Source organism: Prosthecomicrobium sp. N25, assembly GCF_037203705.1.
Classification (GTDB): Bacteria; Pseudomonadota; Alphaproteobacteria; order Rhizobiales; family Ancalomicrobiaceae; genus Prosthecodimorpha.
Genome location: NZ_JBBCAT010000001.1, coordinates 2,257,061 through 2,279,583 on the forward strand (window position 1 = coordinate 2,257,061; position 22,523 = coordinate 2,279,583).

General features: G+C 70.1%; 23 protein-coding genes and 1 tRNA gene. 13 read left to right on the top strand and 11 right to left on the bottom strand.

What is annotated here, in order from left to right; all coding sequences use genetic code 11:
* Nucleotides 1-13: 13 nt before the first annotated feature.
* The 7 genes from WBG79_RS10200 to WBG79_RS10230 form a co-directional block, all read right to left on the bottom strand.
* Entirely contained in the window at nucleotides 14-1,468 is a 1,455-nt protein-coding gene (locus WBG79_RS10200; protein WP_337356997.1) for a methyl-accepting chemotaxis protein, read from the bottom strand.
* Nucleotides 1,465-1,743 (bottom strand): hypothetical protein, encoded by a 279-nt coding sequence (locus tag WBG79_RS10205; RefSeq protein WP_337356998.1) that lies wholly within the window; start codon nucleotides 1,741-1,743, stop codon nucleotides 1,465-1,467. The genes WBG79_RS10200 and WBG79_RS10205 overlap by 4 nt, the downstream gene beginning before the upstream one ends.
* Nucleotides 1,744-2,150: 407 nt before the next feature.
* Nucleotides 2,151-3,122 (bottom strand): 2-hydroxyacid dehydrogenase, encoded by a 972-nt coding sequence (locus tag WBG79_RS10210; protein WP_337356999.1) that lies wholly within the window; start codon nucleotides 3,120-3,122, stop codon nucleotides 2,151-2,153.
* Nucleotides 3,123-3,281: 159 nt separating this feature from the next.
* Nucleotides 3,282-4,193 carry a succinate--CoA ligase subunit alpha gene (sucD, locus tag WBG79_RS10215; protein ID WP_337357000.1) on the bottom strand — a complete coding sequence of 304 codons (912 nt, stop codon included), beginning with the start codon at nucleotides 4,191-4,193 and terminating at the stop codon, nucleotides 3,282-3,284.
* 14 nt (nucleotides 4,194-4,207) lie between these two features.
* The gene (locus WBG79_RS10220; RefSeq protein ID WP_337357001.1) at nucleotides 4,208-5,386 is read right to left on the bottom strand and encodes a malate--CoA ligase subunit beta; all 1,179 of its coding nucleotides are present in this window, start codon (nucleotides 5,384-5,386) and stop codon (nucleotides 4,208-4,210) included.
* A 168-nt stretch (nucleotides 5,387-5,554) separates the two neighbouring features.
* Complete coding sequence (locus WBG79_RS10225) at nucleotides 5,555-6,508, bottom strand: HpcH/HpaI aldolase/citrate lyase family protein (RefSeq protein WP_337357002.1); 954 nt, start codon at nucleotides 6,506-6,508, stop codon at nucleotides 5,555-5,557.
* Nucleotides 6,509-6,683: 175 nt separating this feature from the next.
* On the bottom strand, nucleotides 6,684-7,874 hold the full coding sequence (locus tag WBG79_RS10230) for an aminotransferase class V-fold PLP-dependent enzyme (RefSeq protein WP_337357003.1): 1,191 nt from the start codon (nucleotides 7,872-7,874) through the stop codon (nucleotides 6,684-6,686).
* A 155-nt stretch (nucleotides 7,875-8,029) separates the two neighbouring features.
* On the opposite strand from WBG79_RS10230, the gene gcvA reads away from it, so the two are divergent.
* Nucleotides 8,030-8,932, top strand: coding sequence for a transcriptional regulator GcvA (gene gcvA, locus WBG79_RS10235; RefSeq protein WP_337357004.1), 903 nt, complete (start codon nucleotides 8,030-8,032; stop codon nucleotides 8,930-8,932).
* A 567-nt stretch (nucleotides 8,933-9,499) separates the two neighbouring features.
* Nucleotides 9,500-9,985, top strand: a complete 486-nt coding sequence (locus tag WBG79_RS10240; RefSeq protein WP_337357005.1) for a TspO/MBR family protein — start codon at nucleotides 9,500-9,502, stop codon at nucleotides 9,983-9,985.
* Nucleotides 9,986-9,989: 4 nt separating this feature from the next.
* On the opposite strand, the gene WBG79_RS10245 is transcribed toward WBG79_RS10240, so the two are convergent.
* Complete coding sequence (locus WBG79_RS10245) at nucleotides 9,990-10,448, bottom strand: RrF2 family transcriptional regulator (protein WP_337357006.1); 459 nt, start codon at nucleotides 10,446-10,448, stop codon at nucleotides 9,990-9,992.
* A 131-nt stretch (nucleotides 10,449-10,579) separates the two neighbouring features.
* Between WBG79_RS10245 and WBG79_RS10250 the strand changes: the two genes are divergently transcribed.
* Together WBG79_RS10250 and WBG79_RS10255 are read left to right on the top strand one after the other, a co-directional pair.
* Entirely contained in the window at nucleotides 10,580-11,161 is a 582-nt protein-coding gene (locus WBG79_RS10250) for a TIGR00730 family Rossman fold protein (RefSeq protein ID WP_337357007.1), read from the top strand.
* Nucleotides 11,162-11,313: 152 nt separating this feature from the next.
* Entirely contained in the window at nucleotides 11,314-12,756 is a 1,443-nt protein-coding gene (locus WBG79_RS10255) for an amidohydrolase family protein (RefSeq protein WP_337357008.1), read from the top strand.
* 89 nt (nucleotides 12,757-12,845) lie between these two features.
* On the opposite strand, the gene WBG79_RS10260 is transcribed toward WBG79_RS10255, so the two are convergent.
* Complete coding sequence (locus tag WBG79_RS10260; protein ID WP_337357009.1) at nucleotides 12,846-13,124, bottom strand: hypothetical protein; 279 nt, start codon at nucleotides 13,122-13,124, stop codon at nucleotides 12,846-12,848.
* A 234-nt stretch (nucleotides 13,125-13,358) separates the two neighbouring features.
* Here WBG79_RS10260 and WBG79_RS10265 point away from each other — a divergent pair, with 234 nt between their 5' ends.
* The 4 genes from WBG79_RS10265 (at nucleotide 13,359) to WBG79_RS10280 (ending at nucleotide 16,783) form a co-directional block, all read left to right on the top strand.
* Nucleotides 13,359-14,807, top strand: coding sequence for a cytochrome P450 (locus WBG79_RS10265; protein WP_337357010.1), 1,449 nt, complete (start codon nucleotides 13,359-13,361; stop codon nucleotides 14,805-14,807).
* A gap of 36 nt (nucleotides 14,808-14,843) precedes the next feature.
* Nucleotides 14,844-16,007: an N-methyl-L-tryptophan oxidase gene (solA, locus tag WBG79_RS10270; RefSeq protein WP_337357011.1), complete on the top strand. Its 1,164-nt coding sequence runs from the start codon at nucleotides 14,844-14,846 to the stop codon at nucleotides 16,005-16,007.
* A 138-nt stretch (nucleotides 16,008-16,145) separates the two neighbouring features.
* Nucleotides 16,146-16,340: a hypothetical protein gene (locus WBG79_RS10275; protein WP_337357012.1), complete on the top strand. Its 195-nt coding sequence runs from the start codon at nucleotides 16,146-16,148 to the stop codon at nucleotides 16,338-16,340.
* 206 nt (nucleotides 16,341-16,546) lie between these two features.
* Nucleotides 16,547-16,783, top strand: coding sequence for a hypothetical protein (locus tag WBG79_RS10280; RefSeq protein ID WP_337357013.1), 237 nt, complete (start codon nucleotides 16,547-16,549; stop codon nucleotides 16,781-16,783).
* 78 nt (nucleotides 16,784-16,861) lie between these two features.
* Here WBG79_RS10280 and WBG79_RS10285 read toward each other — a convergent pair whose 3' ends face one another.
* Nucleotides 16,862-18,541 (bottom strand): methyl-accepting chemotaxis protein, encoded by a 1,680-nt coding sequence (locus WBG79_RS10285; protein ID WP_337357014.1) that lies wholly within the window; start codon nucleotides 18,539-18,541, stop codon nucleotides 16,862-16,864.
* Between the two features lie 173 nt (nucleotides 18,542-18,714).
* Here WBG79_RS10285 and WBG79_RS10290 point away from each other — a divergent pair, with 173 nt between their 5' ends.
* Together WBG79_RS10290 and WBG79_RS10295 are read left to right on the top strand one after the other, a co-directional pair.
* Nucleotides 18,715-18,939: a DUF2188 domain-containing protein gene (locus WBG79_RS10290; protein WP_337357015.1), complete on the top strand. Its 225-nt coding sequence runs from the start codon at nucleotides 18,715-18,717 to the stop codon at nucleotides 18,937-18,939.
* Between the two features lie 112 nt (nucleotides 18,940-19,051).
* A tRNA-Cys gene (locus tag WBG79_RS10295) sits at nucleotides 19,052-19,125 on the top strand.
* A 51-nt stretch (nucleotides 19,126-19,176) separates the two neighbouring features.
* On the opposite strand, the gene WBG79_RS10300 is transcribed toward WBG79_RS10295, so the two are convergent.
* Nucleotides 19,177-19,605, bottom strand: coding sequence for a deoxycytidylate deaminase (locus WBG79_RS10300; RefSeq protein WP_337357016.1), 429 nt, complete (start codon nucleotides 19,603-19,605; stop codon nucleotides 19,177-19,179).
* 230 nt (nucleotides 19,606-19,835) lie between these two features.
* Between WBG79_RS10300 and WBG79_RS10305 the strand changes: the two genes are divergently transcribed.
* From WBG79_RS10305 to WBG79_RS10315, 3 genes are read left to right on the top strand one after another with little or no spacing between them, the layout of a single operon-like run.
* Nucleotides 19,836-20,864 (top strand): ABC transporter substrate-binding protein, encoded by a 1,029-nt coding sequence (locus WBG79_RS10305; protein ID WP_337357017.1) that lies wholly within the window; start codon nucleotides 19,836-19,838, stop codon nucleotides 20,862-20,864.
* Nucleotides 20,865-20,877: 13 nt separating this feature from the next.
* Complete coding sequence (locus WBG79_RS10310) at nucleotides 20,878-21,651, top strand: ABC transporter ATP-binding protein (RefSeq protein WP_337357018.1); 774 nt, start codon at nucleotides 20,878-20,880, stop codon at nucleotides 21,649-21,651.
* Complete coding sequence (locus WBG79_RS10315; protein WP_337357019.1) at nucleotides 21,648-22,493, top strand: ABC transporter permease; 846 nt, start codon at nucleotides 21,648-21,650, stop codon at nucleotides 22,491-22,493. Before WBG79_RS10310 ends, WBG79_RS10315 begins: the two co-directional genes overlap by 4 nt.
* Nucleotides 22,494-22,523 lie beyond the last annotated feature (30 nt).

A 22,523-nucleotide genomic window follows, 5' to 3' on the forward strand; every position in this document is an offset into this window, starting at 1 on the left:
GGGGCGCCGCCGGTCAGGCCGCCAGCTCCGCCACGAACCGGGTGATCCGGTCCGACAGGCTGCGCGTCGCGGTCGCGACCGAGCCCGACGACCCGAGCACCGTCTCCGCCGCCCGGGCCGTCTCGCCCGCCGCCTCATTGGAGCGCTGCGACAGGTCGGCGACCTCGCCGGTGCCGATGGCCGCGCGCTGCACGTTGACCGAGATCTCCCGCGTGACCGCCTGCTGCTGCTCCATCGAGGCCGCGATGGAGCCCGTGTAGGACGCCACGTCCTCGATCGTCCCCGCGATCGTGCGGATCGCCTCGACCGACTTGCGGGTCGAGTCCGAGATGCCCGCCACGCGCTGCGCGATGTCCTCGGTCGCCCGGGTGGTCTGGTTGGCGAGGTTCTTGACCTCCGCTGCGACCACCGCGAAGCCGCGGCCTGCCTCGCCGGCCCGCGCCGCCTCGATGGTGGCGTTGAGCGCGAGCAGGTTGGTCTGCTCGGCGATCGACTGGATGATGTTGACCACCTCGCCGATCCGCTCGGCCTCGGTGGCCAGCGTGGCGACGTTGTCGGTCGTGGCGCTGACGGTCGACTTGGCGTGATCGACCACGGCCTTCGTCCGGGCGATGTGGCTGCCGATCTCGCCGATCGAGGTCGCCATCTCCTCCGCCGCCGCCGCCACGGTCTGCACGCTGCCGGACGCCTCGTTGGAGCGGCTCGCCGCCGCCGTCGCATTGCCGGATGCGGTCGCGGCGATCGACGTTAGCCGGCTCGCGATCGTGGACAGCGAATCCATTTCGCCACGCACCTGGGCGAGGAGTTCGGCGACCTCGTGCTGGAACGCGGCCACCTTGACCCGCACGGCGTCGCGCGCCCGCACTTCGGCATCCGCCTTGTTGCGCTGCTCGGCAAGCAGTTGCGATGCCGAGTCCTTGGCGTGGTTGGCTTCCGACAGCGCCGTCGCGGAGGTGGTCAGGGCCCCTTCGAGGTTGATGGTGAGCCAGACCAGGATCGCCGTCTGCGCCACCACGATGGCGGCATGGATCAGCACCCGGACGATGTCCGCCCCGCCCGGGAACACGGCGGCCGGAAGCGCGAAGTTGAACGTCAGGTGATGCACGGCCGTGACCGCCGCACAGGCCAGGATGGCGCGCCAGTCGCACCAGCCGGCCACGATCGCCAGCGTGGCGAAGAAGTACATGTGCAAGTCGATCTGGTAGGCGTGCCCGGAGAAGGCGTAGACCAGCATGGCGACCAGCGCGGCGGACGCCATCGAGGTCACGATCCGGGTGGTCGGGCCCGACCGGTCCGCCATCCATGTCGCCGTGGCGGCACCCGCGATGGCGACCGAGCCGACCATCGCGACGAGCGCCGAGCCGCCGCCGACGAAGACCGACGCGAGGCCGATGATGCCGACGTTGCCCCACAGGAAGATCAGGATTGGAAGGGCGAACCGGTCGCGAAGGCTGTCCAGGCGGTTCATGATGGGACGTCTCCTTTGAAGCGGAAGCAAGTGCCGGTGGCGCGGGCGTCGAGCACCAGGCCGGCGCCGGCGCGGTAGAGGCGGCCGACGAGGCCGGGCTCGTCGCTCCGCGCCAGGATCACGAAGGGCCGCGTGCCGGTCCCGACGATCTGCCCCCCGGCCTCCGCGACGGCGCGGAGCGCCGCGGCCGGATCGGCCCATGGCATGGCGATGACGAGCACGTCCCGGCCCTCGCCGGGCGCCACGGCGGTTCCCGCGAGGACAAGGCCGATCATCGAAGCGTTTAGGGCGACGATGCGGGCCGCGGGGCGGCGGTCACGTGGGGGCAAGAGTTCAACCGGTTCGATGGGTTTGCCGATACCCCAAGTAATGATTTCCAAATACTGAAGATGCAGTTAAAAATGATGCCATAACCGAAGAACAGAGCTGTAATTACAGCTCGCAGAGGCGTCAATAATCGGCAATTGTGACGAGCAACATTTTGGTGGTGCCGACGTGCGCCGGTCTGGCCGGTCGACGCGCCGTCTGCGGAGCCGGGCCGCGCCGAAGGGGACCGTCGAACGATCCCGCGCGGGGAGGGGTTTCGTGCCCCGGCCGGACTGCCGGCGATCGCCCGGAACGCGAAAGGGCCCGGACGTGCCGGACCCTCGAACGCGACGGTGAGGATGTAGGTGGTGCCCGCTCAGGCCACCCGGTCGCGCGGCGGCTGGCCGGCGAAGAAGGCCTGGAGGTTCTCAAGCACGCGCCAGCCCATCGCCTCGCGGGTCGACTGGGTGGCCGAGCCGAGATGCGGCAGCAGCACGGCATTCTCGCACTCGAAGAGCGACGGATCGATCTTCGGCTCACCCTCGAACACGTCGAGGCCGGCGCCCTTGATGGTGCCCGCCTTGAGCGCGGCCGACAGGGCCTTGGCGTCGACCACCTCGCCGCGCGCGGTGTTGACCAGGATCGCGGTCGGCTTCATCAGCTTCAGCCGCTCGGCGTTGATCAGGTGGTAGTTCTCCTTGCCGCCCGGCATGTGCAGCGAGACCACGTCCGCCTCCCGCAGCACTTCCTCGATCGTGTCCCGCTTCTCGGCCTTGGTCTCCGCCGCCAGCTCCGGCTTGACCGGGAAGGGGTCGAAGTAGATGACCTTCATGCCGAAGCCGCCATGGGCACGCTTCGCGGCCTCCCGCCCGATCCGCCCGAAGCCGAGCACGCCGAAGACGCCGCCCGACACCTTCGTGCCGATCATGTGGGTCGGCCGCCAGCCGGTCCACTGCCCCGCCCGCACCTCGCGCTCGCCCTCGCCCGCGCGCCGGGCGGCCATCAGCATGAGGGTGATGGCGAGGTCCGCCGTGCAGTCCGACAGGACTTCGGGCGTGTTGGTGACGACGATGCCGGCCTTCTTGGCCGCCTCCGTGTCGATGTGGCTGTAGCCGACGCCATACGAGCCCATGATCTTGCAGCGCGGGTTGGTGACGTCCAGCACCGCGGCGTCGACCTTGTCGGAGACGGTCGGGCAGACCGCGTCGTAGTCGAGGAGCGCCTGCCGCATCGCGGCTCCCGTCATCGGCGTGTCGCTCTCGTTGAGCGTCACGTCGTAGAGCTCCTTCAGCTTCGCCTCGACGGCCTCGGGCCAGCGACGCGTGACGAGAACCTTGGGCTTGGACACGGGGATGCTTCCTCTTCTTCTCTAGGCCTCCGGACCCCGCCGGGGTCCGGATTCGACTTTAGACGCAGGCCGGTCTGGGATGCCAGACCGTGCAGGCGTACGATTTGTCGCGGGCCGCCGCTGAATACGACGGCCCGGCAACGCCGGGACCGGGCCGCCTCACTCCGCCGCGACGGCCGAGATCCCGCGCTCGGCGAGCATCTTCTGCACGGTCGGGGCGAACTCGGACGGGGTCGGCACGATGGTGACGCCGCAAGCCTTGAGGATCTCGACCTTCTCGGCCGCGCTCTCCCCGAAGGCCGACACGATGGCGCCGGCATGGCCCATCTTGCGGCCCTTCGGCGCGGAAAGCCCCGCGATATAGGCGCAGACCGGCTTCGTCATGTGGTCGCGGGCATACTCGCCGGCCTCGGCCTCCTGCGGACCGCCGATCTCGCCGATCATGATGACCGCGTCCGTGTCCGGGTCTTTCTCGAACATCTCGAGCACGTCCCGGTGCGAGCAGCCGTTGATCGGATCGCCGCCGATGCCGACCGAGGTCGACACGCCGAGGCCCACGGCCTTGAGCTGCGACGCCGCCTCGTAGCCGAGCGTCCCGGACCGGCCCACGATGCCGATACGGCCGGGCAGGTAGATGTGGCCGGGCATGATGCCGACCAGCGCCTCGCCGGGGGTGATCACGCCGGCGCAGTTGGGGCCGAGGAGCCGCATCCGGTTCTCGGCCTTGTAGCGCTTCATGTAGCGCTTCACGCGCATCATATCCTGGGCCGGGATGCCGTCCGTGATGCAGACGCAGACCTTGATGCCCGCGTCTGCCGCTTCCATGATCGAGTCGGCCGCGAAGGGCGGCGGCACGAAGACGATCGAGGTGTCCGCCCCGGTCGCCGCCACGGCGGCCTTGACGGTGTCGAAGACCGGCTTGCCGTGGACGGTGGTGCCGCCCTTGCCGGGCGTGACGCCGCCGACGACCGGCGAGCCGTACTTGATCATGTCCTCGGCGTGGAACGAGCCGATCTTGCCGGTGATGCCCTGGACGAGGATCTTGGAGTTCTTGTTGATCAGAACCGACATGGGAAATCCTCCTCTCAGGCCGCGGCCTTGACGGCCTTGGCGGCCGCCACGGACTTCTCGGCGGCTTCCGCCAGCGTGTCCGCGGTGATGACGTTGATGCCGCTCTCCTGCAGGATCTTCTGCCCGAGTTCGACATTGGTGCCGGCGAGCCGCACCACGAGGGGCAGCTGCAGGTTGGTCATCTCGACCGCCTTGACGACGCCCTGAGCGACCCAGTCGCAGCGGTTGATGCCGGCGAAAATGTTGACCAGCACGCACTTGACGTTCTGGTCCTGGGTGACCAGCCGGAACGCCTTGGCGACCCGCTCGGGCGTCGCGCCGCCGCCGATGTCCAGGAAGTTGGCGGGCGAGCCGCCGGCGAGCAGGATCATGTCCATGGTCGCCATCGCCAGGCCCGCGCCATTGACGATGCAGCCGACCTCGCCCTCGAGGCCCACGTAGGAGAGCCCGCGGTCGGCGGCCTGCGTCTCGCGCGGATCCTCCTGGCTCTTGTCGCGCAGCTCCGAGATGTCCGGGTGGCGGAACAGGGCGTTGTCGTCGAAGCTCATCTTGGCGTCGAGCGCGACGAGATGGCCTTCCTGGGTCAGCACCAGCGGATTGATCTCCAGCATCGTGCCGTCCTTGTCGCGGAAGGCGCGATAGGCGCGCAGGAACAGCTGCGATGCCTCGGTGACGGACGCCGCCGGAATGCCGAGCGCGAAGGCGAGCTCGCGGGCCTGGAAGGCCTGCATGCCGACCGCCGGCTCTACGGGCATACGGATGATGGACTCCGGCTTGGTGGCCGCCACCTCCTCGATGTCCATGCCGCCTTCCGTCGAGGCGATCACCATCACGCGCTGCTCGGCGCGGTCGAGCACGTAGCCGAGGTAGAGTTCCTTGGCGATGTTGACGCCGCCCTCGACGTAGAGCCGGCCGACCAGCTTGCCCGCCGGGCCCGTCTGGTGGGTGACGAGCTTGCGGCCGAGCATCCGGTCCGCCGCCTCCTCCACCTCGTGCTCGGACTTGCAGACCTTGACGCCGCCGGCCTTGCCGCGCCCGCCCGTGTGCACCTGGGCCTTCACCACCCAGATCGAGCCGCCGATCTCGCGCGCCCGGTAGGCCGCCTGCTCGGGAGAATAGGCGAGGCCGCCCTTGGGGATCGGCACGCCGAACTTCGAGAGGATCTCTTTCGCCTGGTATTCGTGGATGTCCATGGGACTGCTCCGTTGGCGTCGAGCCCGGGGGTGGGGAGTTCCGGCTCGCCGCGGGGACGCAGCGCGGGGCTCCGTCTCCGAGGCGGGGACTCTCGGCTCCTTCCCCTTCTCCCCGCGTGGGGGAGAAGGTGCCCTATGGGCGGATGGTGGGGTGGGCGGCCTGGTGCGTCAGGCCGCCTGCTTCCGGGCGATCGCCTCCGCGACCGTCACGACGTTCTGCGCCATGCGCGCCGAGGCCGCGTCGATCATGCGGCCGTCGAGCGAGGCCGCGCCCTTGCCCTGGGCGGCCGCCTCGTCGAGCGCGATCAGGATGCGCTTGGCGCGGTCGACCTCGGCGGGCGGCGGCGAGAACACCTCGTTGGCGAGCGCGATCTGGGAGGGATGGATCGCCCACTTGCCCTCGCAGCCGAGCACGGCGGCACGCTTGGCGCCCGCGATGTAGTCCTGCGGCGCCGAGAAGTCGCCGAAGGGCCCGTCGATGGCGCGCAGGCCGAAGGCGCGGCAGGCGGTGACCATCCGGTCGATCGCGGCGTGCCACTGGTCGCCCGGATAGTCCGGGTTGAGACCGCCGATGACCACCGTGCGCGAGCGGCGCGAGGCGGCGAAGTCGGCGACGCCGAAATGCAGGGCCTCCAGGCGCTTGGTGTAGTGCTGGCGCGCGATGTCCTCGACGTTGGCCATGCCGATCGCGGTCTCGATCAGCGCCTCGAGGCCGATCCGATTGGTGAGCCCCTTCGCCTCCTCGATCTGGGAGACCATCGCCTCCACCATGTAGACGTCGTGCGGGGTCCCGACCTTGGGGATCAGGATCGTGTGCAGCCGGTGCCCGGCCTGCTCCACCACGTCCACCACGTCTCGGTACATGTAGTGGGTATCGAGGCCGTTGATGCGCACCGACACCGTCTTGCCCTTGGCGGCCCAATCGATGTCGTTCAGCGCCTGGATGACGTTCTTGCGGGCCTGCTCCTTGTCGCCCGGCGCCACCGCGTCCTCCAGGTCGAGGAACACGTAGTCGGCGGCCGACTCGGCCGCCTTGTCGATCATGGTCGGGTTGGACCCCGGGCAGGCGAGTTCGGAGCGCTGCAGGCGCGTCGCAACGGGCTTGTACTGGGTATGGCTCATCGTTCCCTCCCCCTCCATCAGGGGCCGGTTGTTTGGGCGCGGGACGCGCGCCGGGTCAGCGGAGTTGCGTCGGAGTGTCCGGGCCGCCACCGGCGGTCGCCGTCGAGCTCTGCGGCTCGTCCTCCCTCGGCGGGGAGCGGGGAGGGGACCGGCGGGCCCCCTCCGGGATTCCGGATCAGGCCGCCTTGGCGAGATCGATCGTCTTCTTCGTGTACACCGCCTGGGCCGCCGCGACGCCCGAGCCGAGCTGGATCTTGGCGCCGCAGTCGACGAGCGACATCTCGGCGACCGAGATCGCGCCGAGCAGCATCAGCTCGTTCATCGCGCCGAGGTGGCCGATGCGGAAGACCTTGCCGGCGAGCTTGTTGAGGCCCGAGCCGAAGGAGGTCGTGTAGCGGTCGTAGGCGTGGCGGATCACCTTCACGGCATCGACGCCCTGCGGCACGTAGATGGCCGACACGGTGTCGGAATGCCACTTCGGCGCCTTGGCGACGAGCCGGCAGCCGTCCCACGCCTCGACCGCCGCGCGCACGCCGTTGGCGACGTGGTGGTGGCGGGCGAAGATGTTCTCGAGGCCTTCCTCGAACATCAGGTCGAGCGAGGCGCGCAGGCCGCGCAGCAGCGTCGTGGCCGGGGTGTAGGGGAAGTAGCCGTCCTTGTTGAACTTGGACATGTCCTCGAAGGAGAAGAAGCAGCGGTGCATCTTCGAGGACTTGTGAGCCTCGAGCGCCTTCTGGCTGACCGCGATGATCGCGAGGCCGGTCGGCAGCATGAAGCCCTTTTGAGAGCCGGACACGATCGCGTCGACGCCCCACTCGTCCATGCGGAAGTCGATCGAGCCGACCGACGACACGCCGTCGACGAAGAGCAGAGCCGGATGGCCGGCCGCGTCGAGCGCCTTGCGGACGCCGGCGATGTCGGAGGTGACGCCCGTCGCCGTCTCGTTCTGGGTGGTGAGCACAGCCTTGATCTTGTGCTCCTTGTCGGCCTTCAGGATGTCGTGGAAGGTCTCGACCGGAACGCCCTCGCCCCACTCGCACTCGACCACCTGGGTGTCGAAGCCCATGCGCTGGCACATGTCGGCCCAGAGCAGCGAGAACTGGCCGAACGTGGAGATCAGCACCTTGTCGCCCGGGTTGAGCGTGTTGGTGAGCACGGCCTCCCAGCCGCCGGTTCCGGACGACGGGTAGATGAACGCCTGGCCGGTCTCCGTCTTGAAGACCTTCTTCAGATCCGCGAAGAGCGGCAGCGTCAGCTTCGGGAAGTCCGGCGAGCGCATGTCCTCCATGGGGAGGTTCATGGCCATGCGCACCTCGTTGGGGACGTTGGTCGGGCCGGGGATGAAGAGACCGGGATGATACCGCATGGCGTTCCTCGATGACGTGGCCTAAGACAGAAACCGTCGTTCCGGGACGGCACACAACCGGGCCGTCGGACGGGTCCTTGTTCGTAACGCGACCATGGGCACCGGCATTACCGATGAAAACGGCAAGAATGTTTATACGGGCATGAGGTGGGGTAATGGCTTCGCTGCGGCGCACACTTCCTCCGGTGAACAGCCTCGTGATTTTCGAGGCCGCCGCGCGCCACCTCAACTTCACGCGGGCCGCCAGCGAGCTGGGTTTGACGCAGGCCGCCGTGTCCCGCCAGATCCAGGCGCTGGAGGCCTCCCTGGGGGCCCCGCTGTTCCAGCGGCAGGCCCGCGGCCTGACCATGACCAAGGACGGGACGCGACTCCATTACGCAGTCACCATGGGCCTGGAGTACATCGCCACCGTCTGTGTCGACATCCGCCGGCGCCGCGGACCGAAGGACCTGACCGTCTCCTCTTCGGTGACCTTCGCGTCCTACTGGCTCGTGGCCCGGCTCGCCAATTTCCGGGCCGCCCATCCCGACGTCGACCTGCGCCTCGTCGCCTCCGCTCCGGTCTCGGACCTTGTCTCCGCCGGGATCGACGTGGCGATCCGCTACGGCTCGGGCCAATGGCTGGGGGTCGTCTCCGAGCGGCTCTTCGGTAACGAGATCTGGCCGGTCTGCTCGCCGAAATACATGGTGGGCCGCGAGCCCCTGAAATCCGCCGAGGAGCTCCTCGACGAGACCCTCCTCCACCTCGGCGCCTTCGACCGGAACTGGGTCACCTGGGACCACTGGTTCAAGGCGCTCGGCGTCACCATGCGGCCGACCAAGCGTGGATTCACCTTCGACAACTACTTGATCTTGCTGCAGACGGCGATCCGCGGGGAGGGCATCGCGCTCTGCGGCCAGCGCCTCGCCGAGGACTTCATCGCGCGCGGCGACCTGATCCGCCCGATCGAGACGGCGCTCGTCTCCGACAACGCCTTCTATCTCGTCTATCCGACCGACGTGCCCCTCTCCGACAGCGCCCAGCGCTTCCGGGACTGGATCCGCGCAGAGGTGCGCTGACAGCCGGGCCAAGGCCCGGCGACGGGGCCCGGAGGGGCGGTGCGAAGAGATTGGCGAGTGCCCGTTTTGGTCGGTGGAACCGCCGTGAGCCGGTTGGCCGAGAACCCGGCCCGTCCGTCCGACCGCTTCGGGAGGGCGTCGCCGACCGGCGGGAACGTTCGCTCCCGCGCCCGTCGGGCGTCGTCTCGGAGCCCCGCCGCCCCCAAGGGAGTCCGGCATCGCCCGTCTCTGGGTTCCACGCCCAGACCGCCCAGGGCCTTTCGGATCGAAGGCAGCCGACCGACGCCCGGTGGAGCGCGGCGACCCTGTTCCGGAAGTTGCGCCACAGCCATGAGCCGCGCTCATGGCGACGCACCCGCCCTGCCGGCAGGCGGGGCGACGCGGATCCCGAACCATGAAGCAACTCAGACGCGCACAAGGCGGCACATTGGAACATCATCCTGCCGCGCCTCGTTGGGATCACCTATGCGACATCTTGGCAGGACCTTTTCGGCCAGCCCTGCTGCCCTAGTTTCTTCGGCACTGCACAACGGAGTTGTCAGAGAAATGACTGCCCGGACCGAAGTCATGGACGATTTGCCGCGCCCCGGACGCTGGTGGATGCTGGCCGCCTTCGTGGCGTTGACGCTCTTGTTGGGCTTCCTCGCGGGCCTCGCGACCCAGCCGAAGATCCCGACCTGGTACGCCTCCCTGCAGAAGCCCTGGTTCAACCCGCCGCCCTTCGTCTTCGCGCCGGTCTGGACGATCCTCTACGTGATTATCGCCTGGGCGGGGTGGCGGATCTGGGAGAAGCCGGCGAGCGCGGCGCGGACGCGCGCGCTCTGGGTCTATGCCGTGCAACTCGCGCTGAACCTCGCCTGGTCGCCGGCCTTCTTCACCGCCGAGAGCCCGCTCCTGGGCATGGTCGTGGTCATACCCCTCTGGCTGTCGGTGCTCGCCAACATCCTGGCCTTCCGGCCTCTCGACCGCGCCGCCGCGCTGTCCCTGCTGCCCTACCTGGCGTGGGTCAGCTTCGCGGCCCTGCTGAACGGCGCCATCCTCGCCCTGAACTGACCCCTCAGCTCGCCTTCTCGAGGAAGGGCGAGAGCAGGTCCGGCGTCGGCCCGGCGAGGAGCGCGTCGCCGATCGACGTGTGGTCGAGCAGGTCGACCTGGGCGTCGTAGATCTTCGCGAAGACCCGACGCAGCTCGCAGCGCGTCTCGTCCGCGCAGTCCTCGCAGCGCCGGTAGGCGGTGCGCGACAGGCAGGGGAGCGGCGCCACCGGTCCGTCGATCAGGCGCAGCACCTGGCCGAACGAGACGGTGGTCGGGTCCTTGATGAGCGTGTAGCCGCCCTCGCGCCCGCGCCGGCTGCCGACGATCCCGGCGCGCTTGAGGTCGAGGAGGATCTGCTCCAGGAAGCTTTGCGGGATCGATTCCCGGCTCGAGATCTCGCGGGCCTGCAGGCTCGCCCCGTGCCCTTCGCGGGCGAGGGCGATGAGGGCCTTGAACGCGTACCGGGCCTTCTGCGAAATCATGGGCTTGGCAATCCAGCAGGTCTTTGGGGCGAGCTACACCGAACGCCCGCCCGGGTCAAAGCATTCGAGCCTTGCCGCCCGAGAATAGGTGCCGGCGGGTTCATTTTTCCCGAACGTCGAGGCAAATCCGCATGTCGAAGCGCAATCTGGCCCGTATCGCCGTGTTCAGCGGCTCCAATTTCGGTCGCGGCGAGGACTACAGGGCGGCTGCGGCCGAACTCGGGCGGGAAATCGCCCGTCGCAAGATGGAGATCGTCTACGGCGGCACCCACAAGGGCCTGATGGGCGTCGTCGCCGATTCGGCGCTCGCCGCCGGCGGCTCCGTCCACGGCGTGATCACCGAGCGCCTCCTCGGCAAGGGCCATCTCCACCCCGGCCTGACCTCCCACGAGGTGAGCGCCCACATGCGCGCCCGCAAGGCCCGCATGGCCGACTGCGCCGACGCCTTCGTGGCGCTCCCCGGCGGCATCGGCACCCTGGAGGAACTCGCGGAGATCTGGACGCTCAACCAGCTCGGCGACATGGACAAGCCGCTCGGGCTCCTCGACACAGCCGGCTACTGGCGGCCCTTCATGGGCTTCATCGACCACATGATCGCCGAAGGCTTCCTCCCCGGCGCCCACCGCGGCTCGATCGTCGTCGAGGCCGACCCGTCCCGCATGATCGAGGCCCTCGCCGCGGCCGAGGCCATCACCGTCCCGAAGTGGATGTGAGTGGCCTGTCACTCCAGGAGGCATTCCGGAACGATAATGCATACGGAACGATCTCGGAATCGCGCGGCGGGGGCACTAGTCTGACCGGCGCGCCGAACCTTCAGGTCGAGTGACTCGAGGGGCGGCTGGACCCGAACCGGAACCCGCCCGTGATGAGAGCCATCGCCGTCGCCGACGCCCTCCTGGGCCCCGAGTACCGGGCCTCAGGCCCCGTCCGCATCGCCGTCGAGGACGGCCGGATCGACTCCGTCACGCCCCTCGTGGCGCCGCCTCCCGGCCCACGCCGGCTTGCCCTTCCGGCCCCTGCGGATGCCCACAACCACGGCCGCCCGCTTTCGACCACCTCTTTCGCAGCCTCCGGCAAGCCGTTGGAATCCTGGCTCATCCGGCTCGCCGCCATGCCGTCGATCGACGCCCGGATATCGGCTCTCGCCTTCTTCGGCCATGCCGCCCTCGGCGGTGTCGGCGCGGTGATGATGCACCAGACCCGACCCTCGGGCCGGCTGCCGCTGCCGCAGGAGGTGCGCACCATCGCGGACGCCGCCGCCGAGGTCGGCATCCATTGCGCCTATGCGGTCTCGGTGCGCGACCGCAACCCGCTCGTCTACGGCCCGACCGAGGAGGCGACCGGCGCCCTGCCGCCCGCCTCGCGCGCCGCGGTCGAACGCCTGTTCCGCAGCCCCGACCTCTCGCCGTCCGACCACGTCGCCCTCGTCGAGGAGGTCGCCGCCGCCGCCGAACGTCCGGGCTTCTCCGTCCAGTTCGGACCCAACGGCATCACCTGGTGCACGCCGGCGCTCCTCGAGGCGATCGCCGAGGCCTCGGCCCGGACGGGCCGGCGCGTGCACATGCATCTCCTCGAGACCAGGTATCAGCGGGCCTGGGCCGACCGCCATCATCCGGAGGGCGTCGTCGCCTTTCTCAAGTCGATCGGCCTGCTGTCCCCGCGCCTGACCCTCGCCCACTGCGTCTGGGTCCGGCCGGACGAAGTGGAGATGATCGCCGAGGCTGGCGCGACCATTTCGGTCAACACGGCCTCCAACCTCGTGCTCGCCTCGGGCATCGCCCCGGTCGCGACCATGGTCGGCACCGCGGCCACGGTCGCGCTCGGCCTCGACAACTCGGCCTTCGACGAGACCGACGACGTCTTCCACGATCTCCGCCTGTTCAAGCACCTCCACGCCGGCTGGGGCTTCGAGGACGTGGTCACGGCGCCCGGGGCCCTGCGCTTCGCGGCGGCGAACGGACGCCGGTCGCTCGGCCTGCCCGGCTCGGGCGTCATCGCGGCAGGCGAGCCGGCCGACCTCGCGCTGCTCGACCTCGACGCGCTGGACTGGGATTCGATCCTGCCGGTCCCTCCGATCGAGCTCGTCTTCACCCGTGCCACCAAGGCGCACCTCGCCGAGCTGATCGTGGCCGGCCGCACGGTGGTGGAGGACGGCAGGCTGGCGGGGCTGGATATTGCCGCGATCGAGCGCGAGGTGCGCGCCGCCTACCGCGCCGGCCTTCCCGACCGCGGCGACTTCCTCGCGGCCTGGGGAGACCTGGAGCCGGCGCTCGCCCGCTTCTACCGGGAGCGCCTCGGCTGCTGCTAGACGACGGAAAACGGGCCCGGTCAGGGATCCGGGCCCGTCTTCAGGTGGGGTTCGCGCCGGGAGGAGGGGAGCGCGTCGCCCCGGAAACCTCAGTGGCAGACCTTCTTCCAGTACTGGTTGCCGTAGTAGTCCTCGACCAGCACCTTCTTGCAGACCGGCACGTAGACCGGCTCGGCCGGGACGACGTAGGTCGGGCCGTAGTAGGGCTGGGCGTAGGCCGCGCTGGCCGCCACGCCGCCGAGGATGAGGCCGCCGACGAGGCCGCCCACGAAGGCGCCGCCGCGGGCTTCGGCCTGGGTCGTGGTGCCGACCGTGGCGGTGGCGAGCGTGAGGGCGGTGAGGGCGGCGGCGGTGACCTTGGCGAACATGGCTCGTGTCCTGGGTTAGTCGGGGCCGGCTCTGGGTCCCCGTCGTTTCGATGATCCGAGACTAGACGCCCGCTCATGCACCGAACCCGAACGCCCCTTGCAGACTCCGTTCATGTCGGGGGCCACCGATCACGCCTCCGTGATCGCGCGTCAGGCCTTTCGGAGCGAAAGGGGGCGTCCGCCACGCTGCCGCCGCAAGCCCGGCCCTGAATGCGGCCCCCTGGAGGACTATCCTTGACCATCGCCGCCGCGGCCCCCTTCGCTCGCTATCGCCCGCCGGCCCCGGAACCGCTCGAGCGGCCCCTGGGTACGCTGGCCTTCCTCCGCGCCCTGACCTCCAACCCGCTGAACGTCTGGACGCGGCAGGCCTACGAGGAGCCTTTCGTCGACCTGCCCGGCAACGTCATCGGGCCGCGCCTTCTCGTGAACGATCCGGAGGCGATCCGCCGCATCCTGGTCGAGAACGAAGGCAATTACCTGCGCGACGATCTCCAGTTGCGCATCCTCAGGAGGACCATCGGGCTCGGCCTCTTCACCGCCGAGGGCGCAGCCTGGCGGGCCCAGCGCAAGGTCGTCGCCCCGCTGTTCAGCGCGCGTGCCGTCTCCGGCTTCCTGCCCGCCATGGCGGCCGCCGCCGAGGCGGGCATCGAACGCCTGTCCGCTTCGCCCGACGGGACGGTGCTGGACGTCGCTGAGCAGATGAGCACGATCGCGCTCGACGTCCTGGAGCGCACGCTCTTCCGCGACGGTTTCCGGACGCCGCTCGCCGAGGTCGGGCGGCATTCGAAACGCTTCGTCGACGGCGCGGGGGCGGTCACCATCCTGGACGTCCTCGGCCTGCCCGAGTGGATCCCGGGTCTGCGCCTGCTCCGCGTCCGCTCGGACCAGCGCGCCCTGTCGGCGATGGTCGACCGGATGATCGCCGCGCGCCGGGCCGCGCCCCCGAAGCCGGACGGGGAGGGGCCCGAGACGCGCGACATCCTCTCCGCCCTGCTCGCCGCTGCCGACCGGGAAACCGGCATCGGCCTCTCCGAGCGCGAGGTGCGCGACAACGTCCTGACCTTCATCGGCGCCGGCCACGAGACGACAGGCTATGCCCTGTCCTGGGCCCTGTTCCTGCTCTCCGGCGCCCCGGACGTCCGCGCCGCGGCCGAGGCCGAGGCCGACGCCGTCCTTGGCTCCGACCGGGAGGCCCCCGCGGGCATCGCCGACCTGCCGCTCGTCCGCGCCGTGATCGAGGAGTCCATGCGGCTCTATCCGACCGCGCCCTTCCTCAGCCGGGTCGCCCGCCAGGACGATGTCATCGGCGGACGGCCGATCCGCGCGGGCAGCCTCGTCCTGATCGTTCCCTGGCTCCTGCACCGCCATCGCCGCCTCTGGTCCGACCCGGACGTCTTCGACCCGGGCCGCTTCCTCCCGGACCGGCGCGAGAGCGTGCCGCGCTTCGCCTATCTCCCCTTCGGCGCCGGCCCGCGGGTCTGCATCGGCTCCGCCTTTGCGCTCCAGGAGGCGACCCTCGTCCTCGCCCGAATCCTTTCCCGGTTCCGGTTCGACCTCGCGCCCGGCCACGTCATCGAGCCGGTCCAGCGCATCACGCTGAGGCCCCGCGGCGGCATGCCGATGATCTTGAGGCACCGGGCCGCGCCGACATCGGGCCTTGCCGGAGCGGACACGCCGCGATAGCCCTCCCGCCGCGGGTTCGCGACGGAGCGGCATGCCATGACGGTCCTCGACACGATCGTGATCGGCCTCGGCGCCATGGGCGCGGCGGCCCTCGACCATCTGGCCCGGCGCGGGCAGCGCGTGCTGGGCCTCGAACGCTTCGGCCCGGCGCACGACCGGGGCTCCTCGCATGGCCGCTCCCGCGCGATCCGGCTCGCCTATTTCGAGGACCCCTGCTACGTGCCGCTGCTCCGGCGCGCCTACGAGAATTGGCGCGACCTGGAACGGCGGACCGGCACGGCCCTCCTGACGGTCACCGGCACCCTGGAGATCGGCGCGCCGGACAGCGAGGTCGTCGCCGGCTCGCTCGCATCCTGCCGCCAGCACGCCCTGGCGCACGACCTGCTCGATGCCGCCGCCCTGCGCTCCCGCTGGCCCGTCTTCGAGCTGCCGGGTCACTACGTCGGTCTCCTGCAGCCCGAGGGCGGCTACCTGCTCCCGGAGGAGGCCATTCGCGCCAGCCTCGCGGCCGCGACCAGGGCCGGCGCCATCGTCCGCTTCGACGAGCGCGTCCTCGGCCTGGAGCCCCGTCCCGGGCACGTGGTCGTGGAGACCGGGCAGGGGACCTACGCGGCGGGCCAGGTCGTGGTCGCGGCCGGCGCCTGGGCGGGCGGCCTCGTCCCCGGTCTCGCCCCGTTCCTGCGCCCGACCCGGCAGGTGCTCGGCTGGTTCCGCCCGCGAGACCTCGCCCCCTTCGCCCTCGGCCGCCTCCCGGTCTTCATCGTCGATGATGGACCGGAAGGCGATCATTACGGCTTCCCGGCCTTCGAGGACGCGTCCGTGAAGATCGCCCGCCACGGCCACCTGGACGAGGTCATCGACCCGGAGGCGCCGTGCGCGGCGCCCTCGGCGGCGGACGTGGCGGTGCTCCGCCGCTTCCTGGCCCGCCGCATGCCCGCGCTCGACGGCGAGCCGGTCCGCCTGGCGACCTGCACCTACACCGGCCTGCCGGGCGGCTTCTTCCTGATCGACCGCGCCCCGGCGGACGAGCGCATCCTGGTCGCCTCGCCCTGCTCCGGGCACGGCTTCAAGTTCGCGAGCGTGGTCGGGGAGATCCTGGCGGACCTCGTGGCGCAGGGCCGGACGGCGCAGCCGATCGCACCCTTCTCCTGGCACGCCATGGCGGCGCGCGCCTGCCTCGAGACCCTGACGGATCCGTAATCTGTCCAAGCGGACAGCCCCGGATCGCGCCATTCCGCATGGCGCGAGGCGCGCGCCTGCTGCACTCTGATATCAGTCGCCGCGTCGGCGCTGCTGTCCGGGCACCCCCGCGGGCGGCCTCTCTGAAAGGGGAGCGAAATGTCCCCCTGTTCCCGTTGCCGCTACCGACCGCGCTGCATCCGCTACGGCTGGCTGTCGCCGTCCGGGTTCTGGTTCGAGAGCCACGTGGTGATCACGCCGCTTCCCGGCTGCCGGGGTTTCGAGGAAAGCGGCGCCGATATAGCCACGCGCTTCAGAGAGGTGGTCCGGTCGCCGCCCCAACTCGGCTGCTGACTGACCGTTGCCTGTCCGAAATGCGCTCTCGCGCGGAACCATCCGCCAGGGTCGAGGTTGACCACCCGGCGGCCGGGCCCGGCCGGATGGACCGCGACCGGTCCTCCGCGCCCGCATATCGGCCGCGGCAGGCGGGGCGCATCCCGCCGTTTGGTTCTCGGAGCCCGGCGCCGGCCTAACGGACCGGGACGGACAGGAGACATCCAATGCAGCAGCGGACCCTCATCATCGCCGGCGTGGTGATCGCCGTCCTGGTCGTCCTCTTCCTGGCGATCGGCCGCGACACGACCACGACGGCGACGCGCACCGACGTGCCGCCCAACCCGACCACCTCGGCGGCGCCGCCCTCCACCACGAACGTTCCCGGTACACCCGGCGCCACGGGCGCGGGCACGCCGACCACCGGCACGGTTCCGGCCCGGCCGCCGGCGACCAGCCAGTAAGCAACGGAATCGCAGCTTTCCGAAGGAAAACGGGCGGCCGAAGGGCCGCCCGCCGCATTTTGGATGCCGCCGTGGCGGTCAGGCCGCCTTCACCTCGCTCAGGAACCCGTCGACCTCCCGGCTGACCTCGGCCGACCGGGATGCGAGGTCCCGGGCCGCGTCCAGGACCGCGGAGGCCGCCCTGCCGGTGGCGTCCGCATGCTGCCGGACGTCCCCGATATTGCCGCTCACCGTCCGGGTGACCGCGGAGGCCTGGTGGACGTTGCGGCCGATCTCCTTCGCCGAACGGCCCTGCTCGTCGATGTCGGCGGCGATCTCGCCCGCGATCCGGTTCAGCTCTCCGATCACCTCGCCGATCGACCGGATCGCGATGACGGCCTCGCCGGTCGCCGTCTGGATATCGCCCACCTGCGCGGCGATCTCCTCCGTGGCCTTCGTGGTCTGGCCGGCCAGCGCCTTCACTTCGGCGGCGACCACCGCGAAGCCGCGCCCCGCCTCGCCGGCCCGGGCGGCCTCGATGGTGGCGTTGAGGGCGAGGAGATTGGTCTGGCCAGCAATGTCGTTGATGAGCGCGATGACGTTGCCGATCCGCTCCGCGCTCTGCGACAGCTGCTGCACGCTGCCGTCCGTCCGCCGGGCGTCCTCGACCGCGCGCCGCGCCATGGCGGCGGATTCCCCGACCTTCGCCGCGATGGCGTCGATCGACCGCGACAGTTCCTCCGAGGCGTCGGCCACCGCCGCCACGTTCGCGGAGGTCTGTTCGGCCGCGCTGCCCACTTCCATGGCCTGCCGGTTCGTCGCATCCGCCGTGTGGCTCATGGACTGCGCGGAGTGCTCCATGCCGGCCGCCGCCGTCCCGAGCGCGGCCGTCAGGTCGGCCATGCGGGCTTCGAAGCGGCGTGCCAGGCCGTCCAGCCGCTGCGCCCGCCGGACCTTCGCGTCTGCCTCCGCGGCGGCCGCCTGCTCGGCCTCCGCCTTGGCCCGCAGGGCCGCGCGGAAGGTCTTGAGGGTCGCCGCGATGGTGCCGATCTCCGTCCGGGGCGCCATGTCGGGGACGGAGACGTCGATGTCGCCTTCCGCGAGCCGGCGCATCGGGTCGATGACCGAGCGCATGCCGGCCCCGATGCTGCGGATGAAGAGCACGCCGCCCGCGAGCGCCAGCAGGGTGGCGCAGCCGATCATGACCGCGATCGTGAACGAGGCGTTCTCCGAGCTGGCGAGGAGGGTCAGGCTCGCCTCCTGGGCCCCCCGCGTCTTCAGCGCAGCGATGTCGTCGAGCGCCTTGAGGGCCGCCAGCATGGCGGGCGCGGCGGTCTGGTTGTAGAGCGCGCCGGCCGCCTCCTTGGCGAAGGCGTTCGAGTATTGCAGGATCTGGGGAACCGTGCCCGAATAGGTCGACCAGCCCGTCTCGAAGCGCCGGAAGGCCGCGCCGGTCTCGTCGCCGCCCGCGTAGGTCGGCGCCAGGGCCCGGGCCTTGTCGAGCCGCGTGATCGCGGTGCCGAACGCCGCCTCCGCGGCTTTCATGTCGTCCATGTCGGTCGCGATGATGTGCCGGAACACGGCGCTCCGGGCGTCCCCCGCCGCACTCTGCAGGTCGTTCGCCCATCCGAGCCCGGGCAAGAAGCTGCCCTGAAGGTCCGCCACTCGGTGCCCGACCGCGCGAACGCCGGCAAGATTCACCGCGCCGATCGCCAGCAGGCACAGAACGAAGGCCGAAAACGCCGCGACCAGACGCGCCTTGATGGACAGAGCCGTCATGGTTCCTCCCGAGAAACCCCATTATGATATTCAAATGTGACAGCTGCAGGTTAAGTTTCCCCAAAACGTTGAGAGGCCCATCGGGACGCGTCACACTTGGTGCGACCGTCGGCAACACCGGAACCCACAGGCGGGCCTCGGCATTTGTCCGGAGCCGAAGCTGGAGGGTCACCATGGCGAAATACGCAATTCACGTCGTTCCGGCCGACGAGGGCTGGGTGGTCAGGCGGGGAGGGGAGGTCGCCCCGGTCGCCGCCTACCCGAACAAGGCCGCGGCGCTGGCGGCCGGCCGCGAGCTCGCCAAGGCCGAGAAGGTCGAACTTGTCGAGCACGGCCGCGACGGCCGGATCCAGGACAGCGACAGCTTCGGCAACGACCCGCGCGCCATCAAGGGCTGACGGGCCTCTCGCAGGGCCGCCGTGACTTGGCCGGCGTCGGGCGGAAACTACGCCCCCGTCCGATGCCGTGCTTGCCTAAGGTCTTGCGGTCGTCTATCAACCCGACCCGGACGGCCTCGTGGCGGAGTGGTTACGCAGCGGACTGCAAATCCGTGTATCCCGGTTCGATTCCGGGCGAGGCCTCCAAATCTCTGATTTATAATTGAAATTTACGCCAGCTCCGACTGCGCGATCACCTCACCCCTCCAGCACCAGCTCGACGCCCCCCTCCTCCAGGATCGCCCGGGAGCGCGGGAAGGCCGCGCCCCAGACCGGGTCATCGAGGGCGGGGGCGGGGGAGACGAGCCGGGTGATGCCGGACTGGACGATTGCCCGGGCGCAGTCGATGCAGGGGAAGAACGTGCTGGCGATCGTGGCGCCGGCGAGGGCGCGCCCCTGCCGCGCGGCCGCGAAGATCGCGTTGCGCTCGGCGTGCTCCATCCAGACGAACCGCCCGTCGCCCTCGTGCCGCCAGTCGAGGTCGGCGACCCCGCGGGGAAACGTGTTGCAGGCCGCGATCGGGCCGCCGCCGTCGCACAACAGGACGGCCGCCCCGACCTGCCGGACGCGATTCGGGCTGCCGCCCGCGGCGGCCCTGGCCAGGTTCATCAGTTCGTCGAGCGTCATCGCGCGTTCCCCCGTCTCGCCCCAGCATCCCCGCCCGCCGGACCCATCGTCAACCGCACGTGGCAGGGTCGGGCGGAGCAAAGAATCGACAGCTGGCTGACTTTTCATCGCGTGCGATAATTTCGAACGGATCTCTCGAAACTTGATTGTATGGCGCACGCCCGACTGGTGCTTCACTGCCCCCGGCGGCCCCGGTGGCGGCCGTTTCCAAAGCACGGGGGGGTAGCGTCGTGGCACTCATCGATCGTCGTCACCTGATCAAGGGCGCGGGTGCGGTCGCGGCCGGCGCCGCGGGGCTCGGCCCGCTCCTCACCATCGGGGCCACGGCCCAGGGCAAGCCGGTGCTGAACCTGCAGCTCGGCTGGCTCCTGTCCGGCAACCAGCTCGGCGAAGTCTGCGCCAAGGCGCTCGGCTACTACGACGCCGAGGGGCTCGACCTCAAGTTCCAGCCCGGCGGCCCGAACATCGACGGCGTTGCGGTCGTCGCCGCCGGCCGCTTCGAGGTCGGCCAGGTCTCGTCGAGCCCGTCGCTCATGCTCGCGGCCTCGCAGGACATCCCCATCAAGTGCTTCGCCACCGGCGCCCAGGTCCACCCCTACACCTTCTTCTCCCTGAAGAAGAACCCCGTGCGGGAGCCGAAGGACCTGGTCGGCAAGAAGGTCGGCATCCAGGCGACCGGCGTCATCCTGCTCCGCGCCCTCCTCGCCAAGAACAAGATTCCCGAGAAGGACGTGACCATCGTGACGATCGGCGCCGACATGGCGCCCTTGATGACCGGCCAGGTCGACGTCGTCACCGGCTGGCTCACCAACACCACCGCCCTCAAGGTGCTCGGCGACCAGCGGGTCGAGATGCGTCTCTGGGACACTGGCGTGCGGCTCTACGCGCTGCCCTACTACGCCACCGCAGACACCATCGCCAAGCAGGGACCGGTGCTCGGCAAGTTCCTCACCGCCACCGGCAAGGGCTGGGCCTACGCCCGGGAGAACCCCGAGAAGGCGGTCGACTTCCTGGTCAAGGAGTTCCCGAACCTCGTCAAGGCGGACGAACTCGACGCGGCCGCCATCATGCTCCAGTACGCCTTCTCGGAGAAAACCAAGACCGAGGGCTGGGGCACCATGGACCCGGCCGTCTGGCAGGACCAGATCGCGCTCTACGCCGAGCTCGGCCAGTTCTCCAAGCGCGTGCCGAAGCTCGAGGAGGTCATGACGATGGAAATCCTCAAGGCGACCGCCGATTCCCGTCCGAAGGTCGGCTGAGGCGGCCGGCCCCATGGCTTCCCCCGCCGTTGACTGCCGAGACCTGTCGGTCCGCTTCATCAGCGAACGGCGCACCGTGACCGCGCTGGAATCCGTGTCCTTCTCGGTCGAGCCGGGCGGCTTCACGAGCCTGCTCGGCCCGTCCGGCTGCGGAAAGTCCACGCTCCTCCGGGTGGTGGCCGACCTGGTCGCCCCCTCCGAGGGCCGCGTCGCGGTCCTCGGCACCAGCCCCGAGGAGGCCCGCAAGGCGCGCGCCCTCGGCTTCGTCTTCCAGGACGCGGCGCTCCTGCCCTGGCGGACCGCGCTGCAGAACGTCGAGCTGCCGCTCGAGGTCGGCGGCCGGCGCGCCCTCGCCCCCGGAGCCGCCACCCCGCGCGAACTCCTCGCCCTCGTCGGCCTCGCCGGCTGGGAGAACAGCTTCCCGCACGAGCTCTCCGGCGGCATGCGCCAGCGCGTGTCGATCGCCCGGGCGCTTCTCGGCGGCCCGCGGCTCCTCCTCATGGACGAGCCCTTCGGGGCGCTCGACGAGATCACCCGCGACCGCCTGAACGGCGAGCTGCGCCGCATCTGGGCCGAGACGGGCACGACGATCCTGTTCGTCACCCATTCGGTCTACGAGGCGGTCTTCCTCGCCGAGCAGGTGCTGGTGCTCTCCGCCAACCCCGGCCGCGTCGCCGCCCTCGAGACCATCGGGCTGCCCCGCGACCGGGATCTCTCGATCCGCGACACCGCGGAGTTCGTGGCCATCGCGGCGCGCCTGCGCGCCCATCTCGGGAGCGCCCATTGAACTCCGCCCCGGACAACGCCGCCTTCCTGGCCCGCGCCGAGACGATCCGCCTCGCCGAGGAGGCCTTCCTGGCCGATCTCAAGCGGGCGCGCCTGAAGCGCCGCATCCTGCCGGCCGCCGGCATCGCCGCCATGATCGCCACCTGGGCGCTCCTGGTCTACGTCCTGAAGGTCCCGCCCTTCGTCGCCCCCTCGCCGCAGCTCGTCGGGGTGACGCTCGTCTCCCGCTTCGACGTCCTGATGACGAACCTGCTGCCGACCGCGATCGAGGCCGTCTCCGGCTTCCTGCTCGGCAACCTGGCCGCCATCGTGATCGCCACCGTGTTCGTCCACAAGAAGTCCATGGAACAGGCCTTCTTCCCCGTTGTGGTGCTCATCAACACCATCCCGGTCGTCGCCAAGGCCCCGATCCTCGTCCTGCTGCTCGGCAACGGCATGGAGCCGAAGATCGCCATCGCGGCGCTGATCTGCTTCTTCCCGACCCTCGTCAACATGGTGCGCGGGCTCGAATCCGTGAACCCGCAGTCGCTCGAGCTGATGAAGGTGCTCTCCGCCTCGAAGTCGGAGATCTTCTTCAAGCTGAGGCTCCTGAACGCCGTCCCCTATCTCTTCTCGGCCCTGAAGATCGCCGCCTCGACAGCGGTCATCGGCGCGATCGTCGGCGAGTGGATCGGTTCCACGACCGGCATCGGCGCCCTGATCATCCAGTCCACCTACAATTTCGACAGCGCCATGCTGTACGCGACCGTGATCGTCGGCTCGGCCTTCTCGGTCCTGTTCTTCCTCGCCATCTCGCTCGCCGAGCGCCTCGTGGTGCGCTGGCAGCCGCCCGTCGCGACCTGACCGGCCGATCCGAACGCCCCAACCGACACG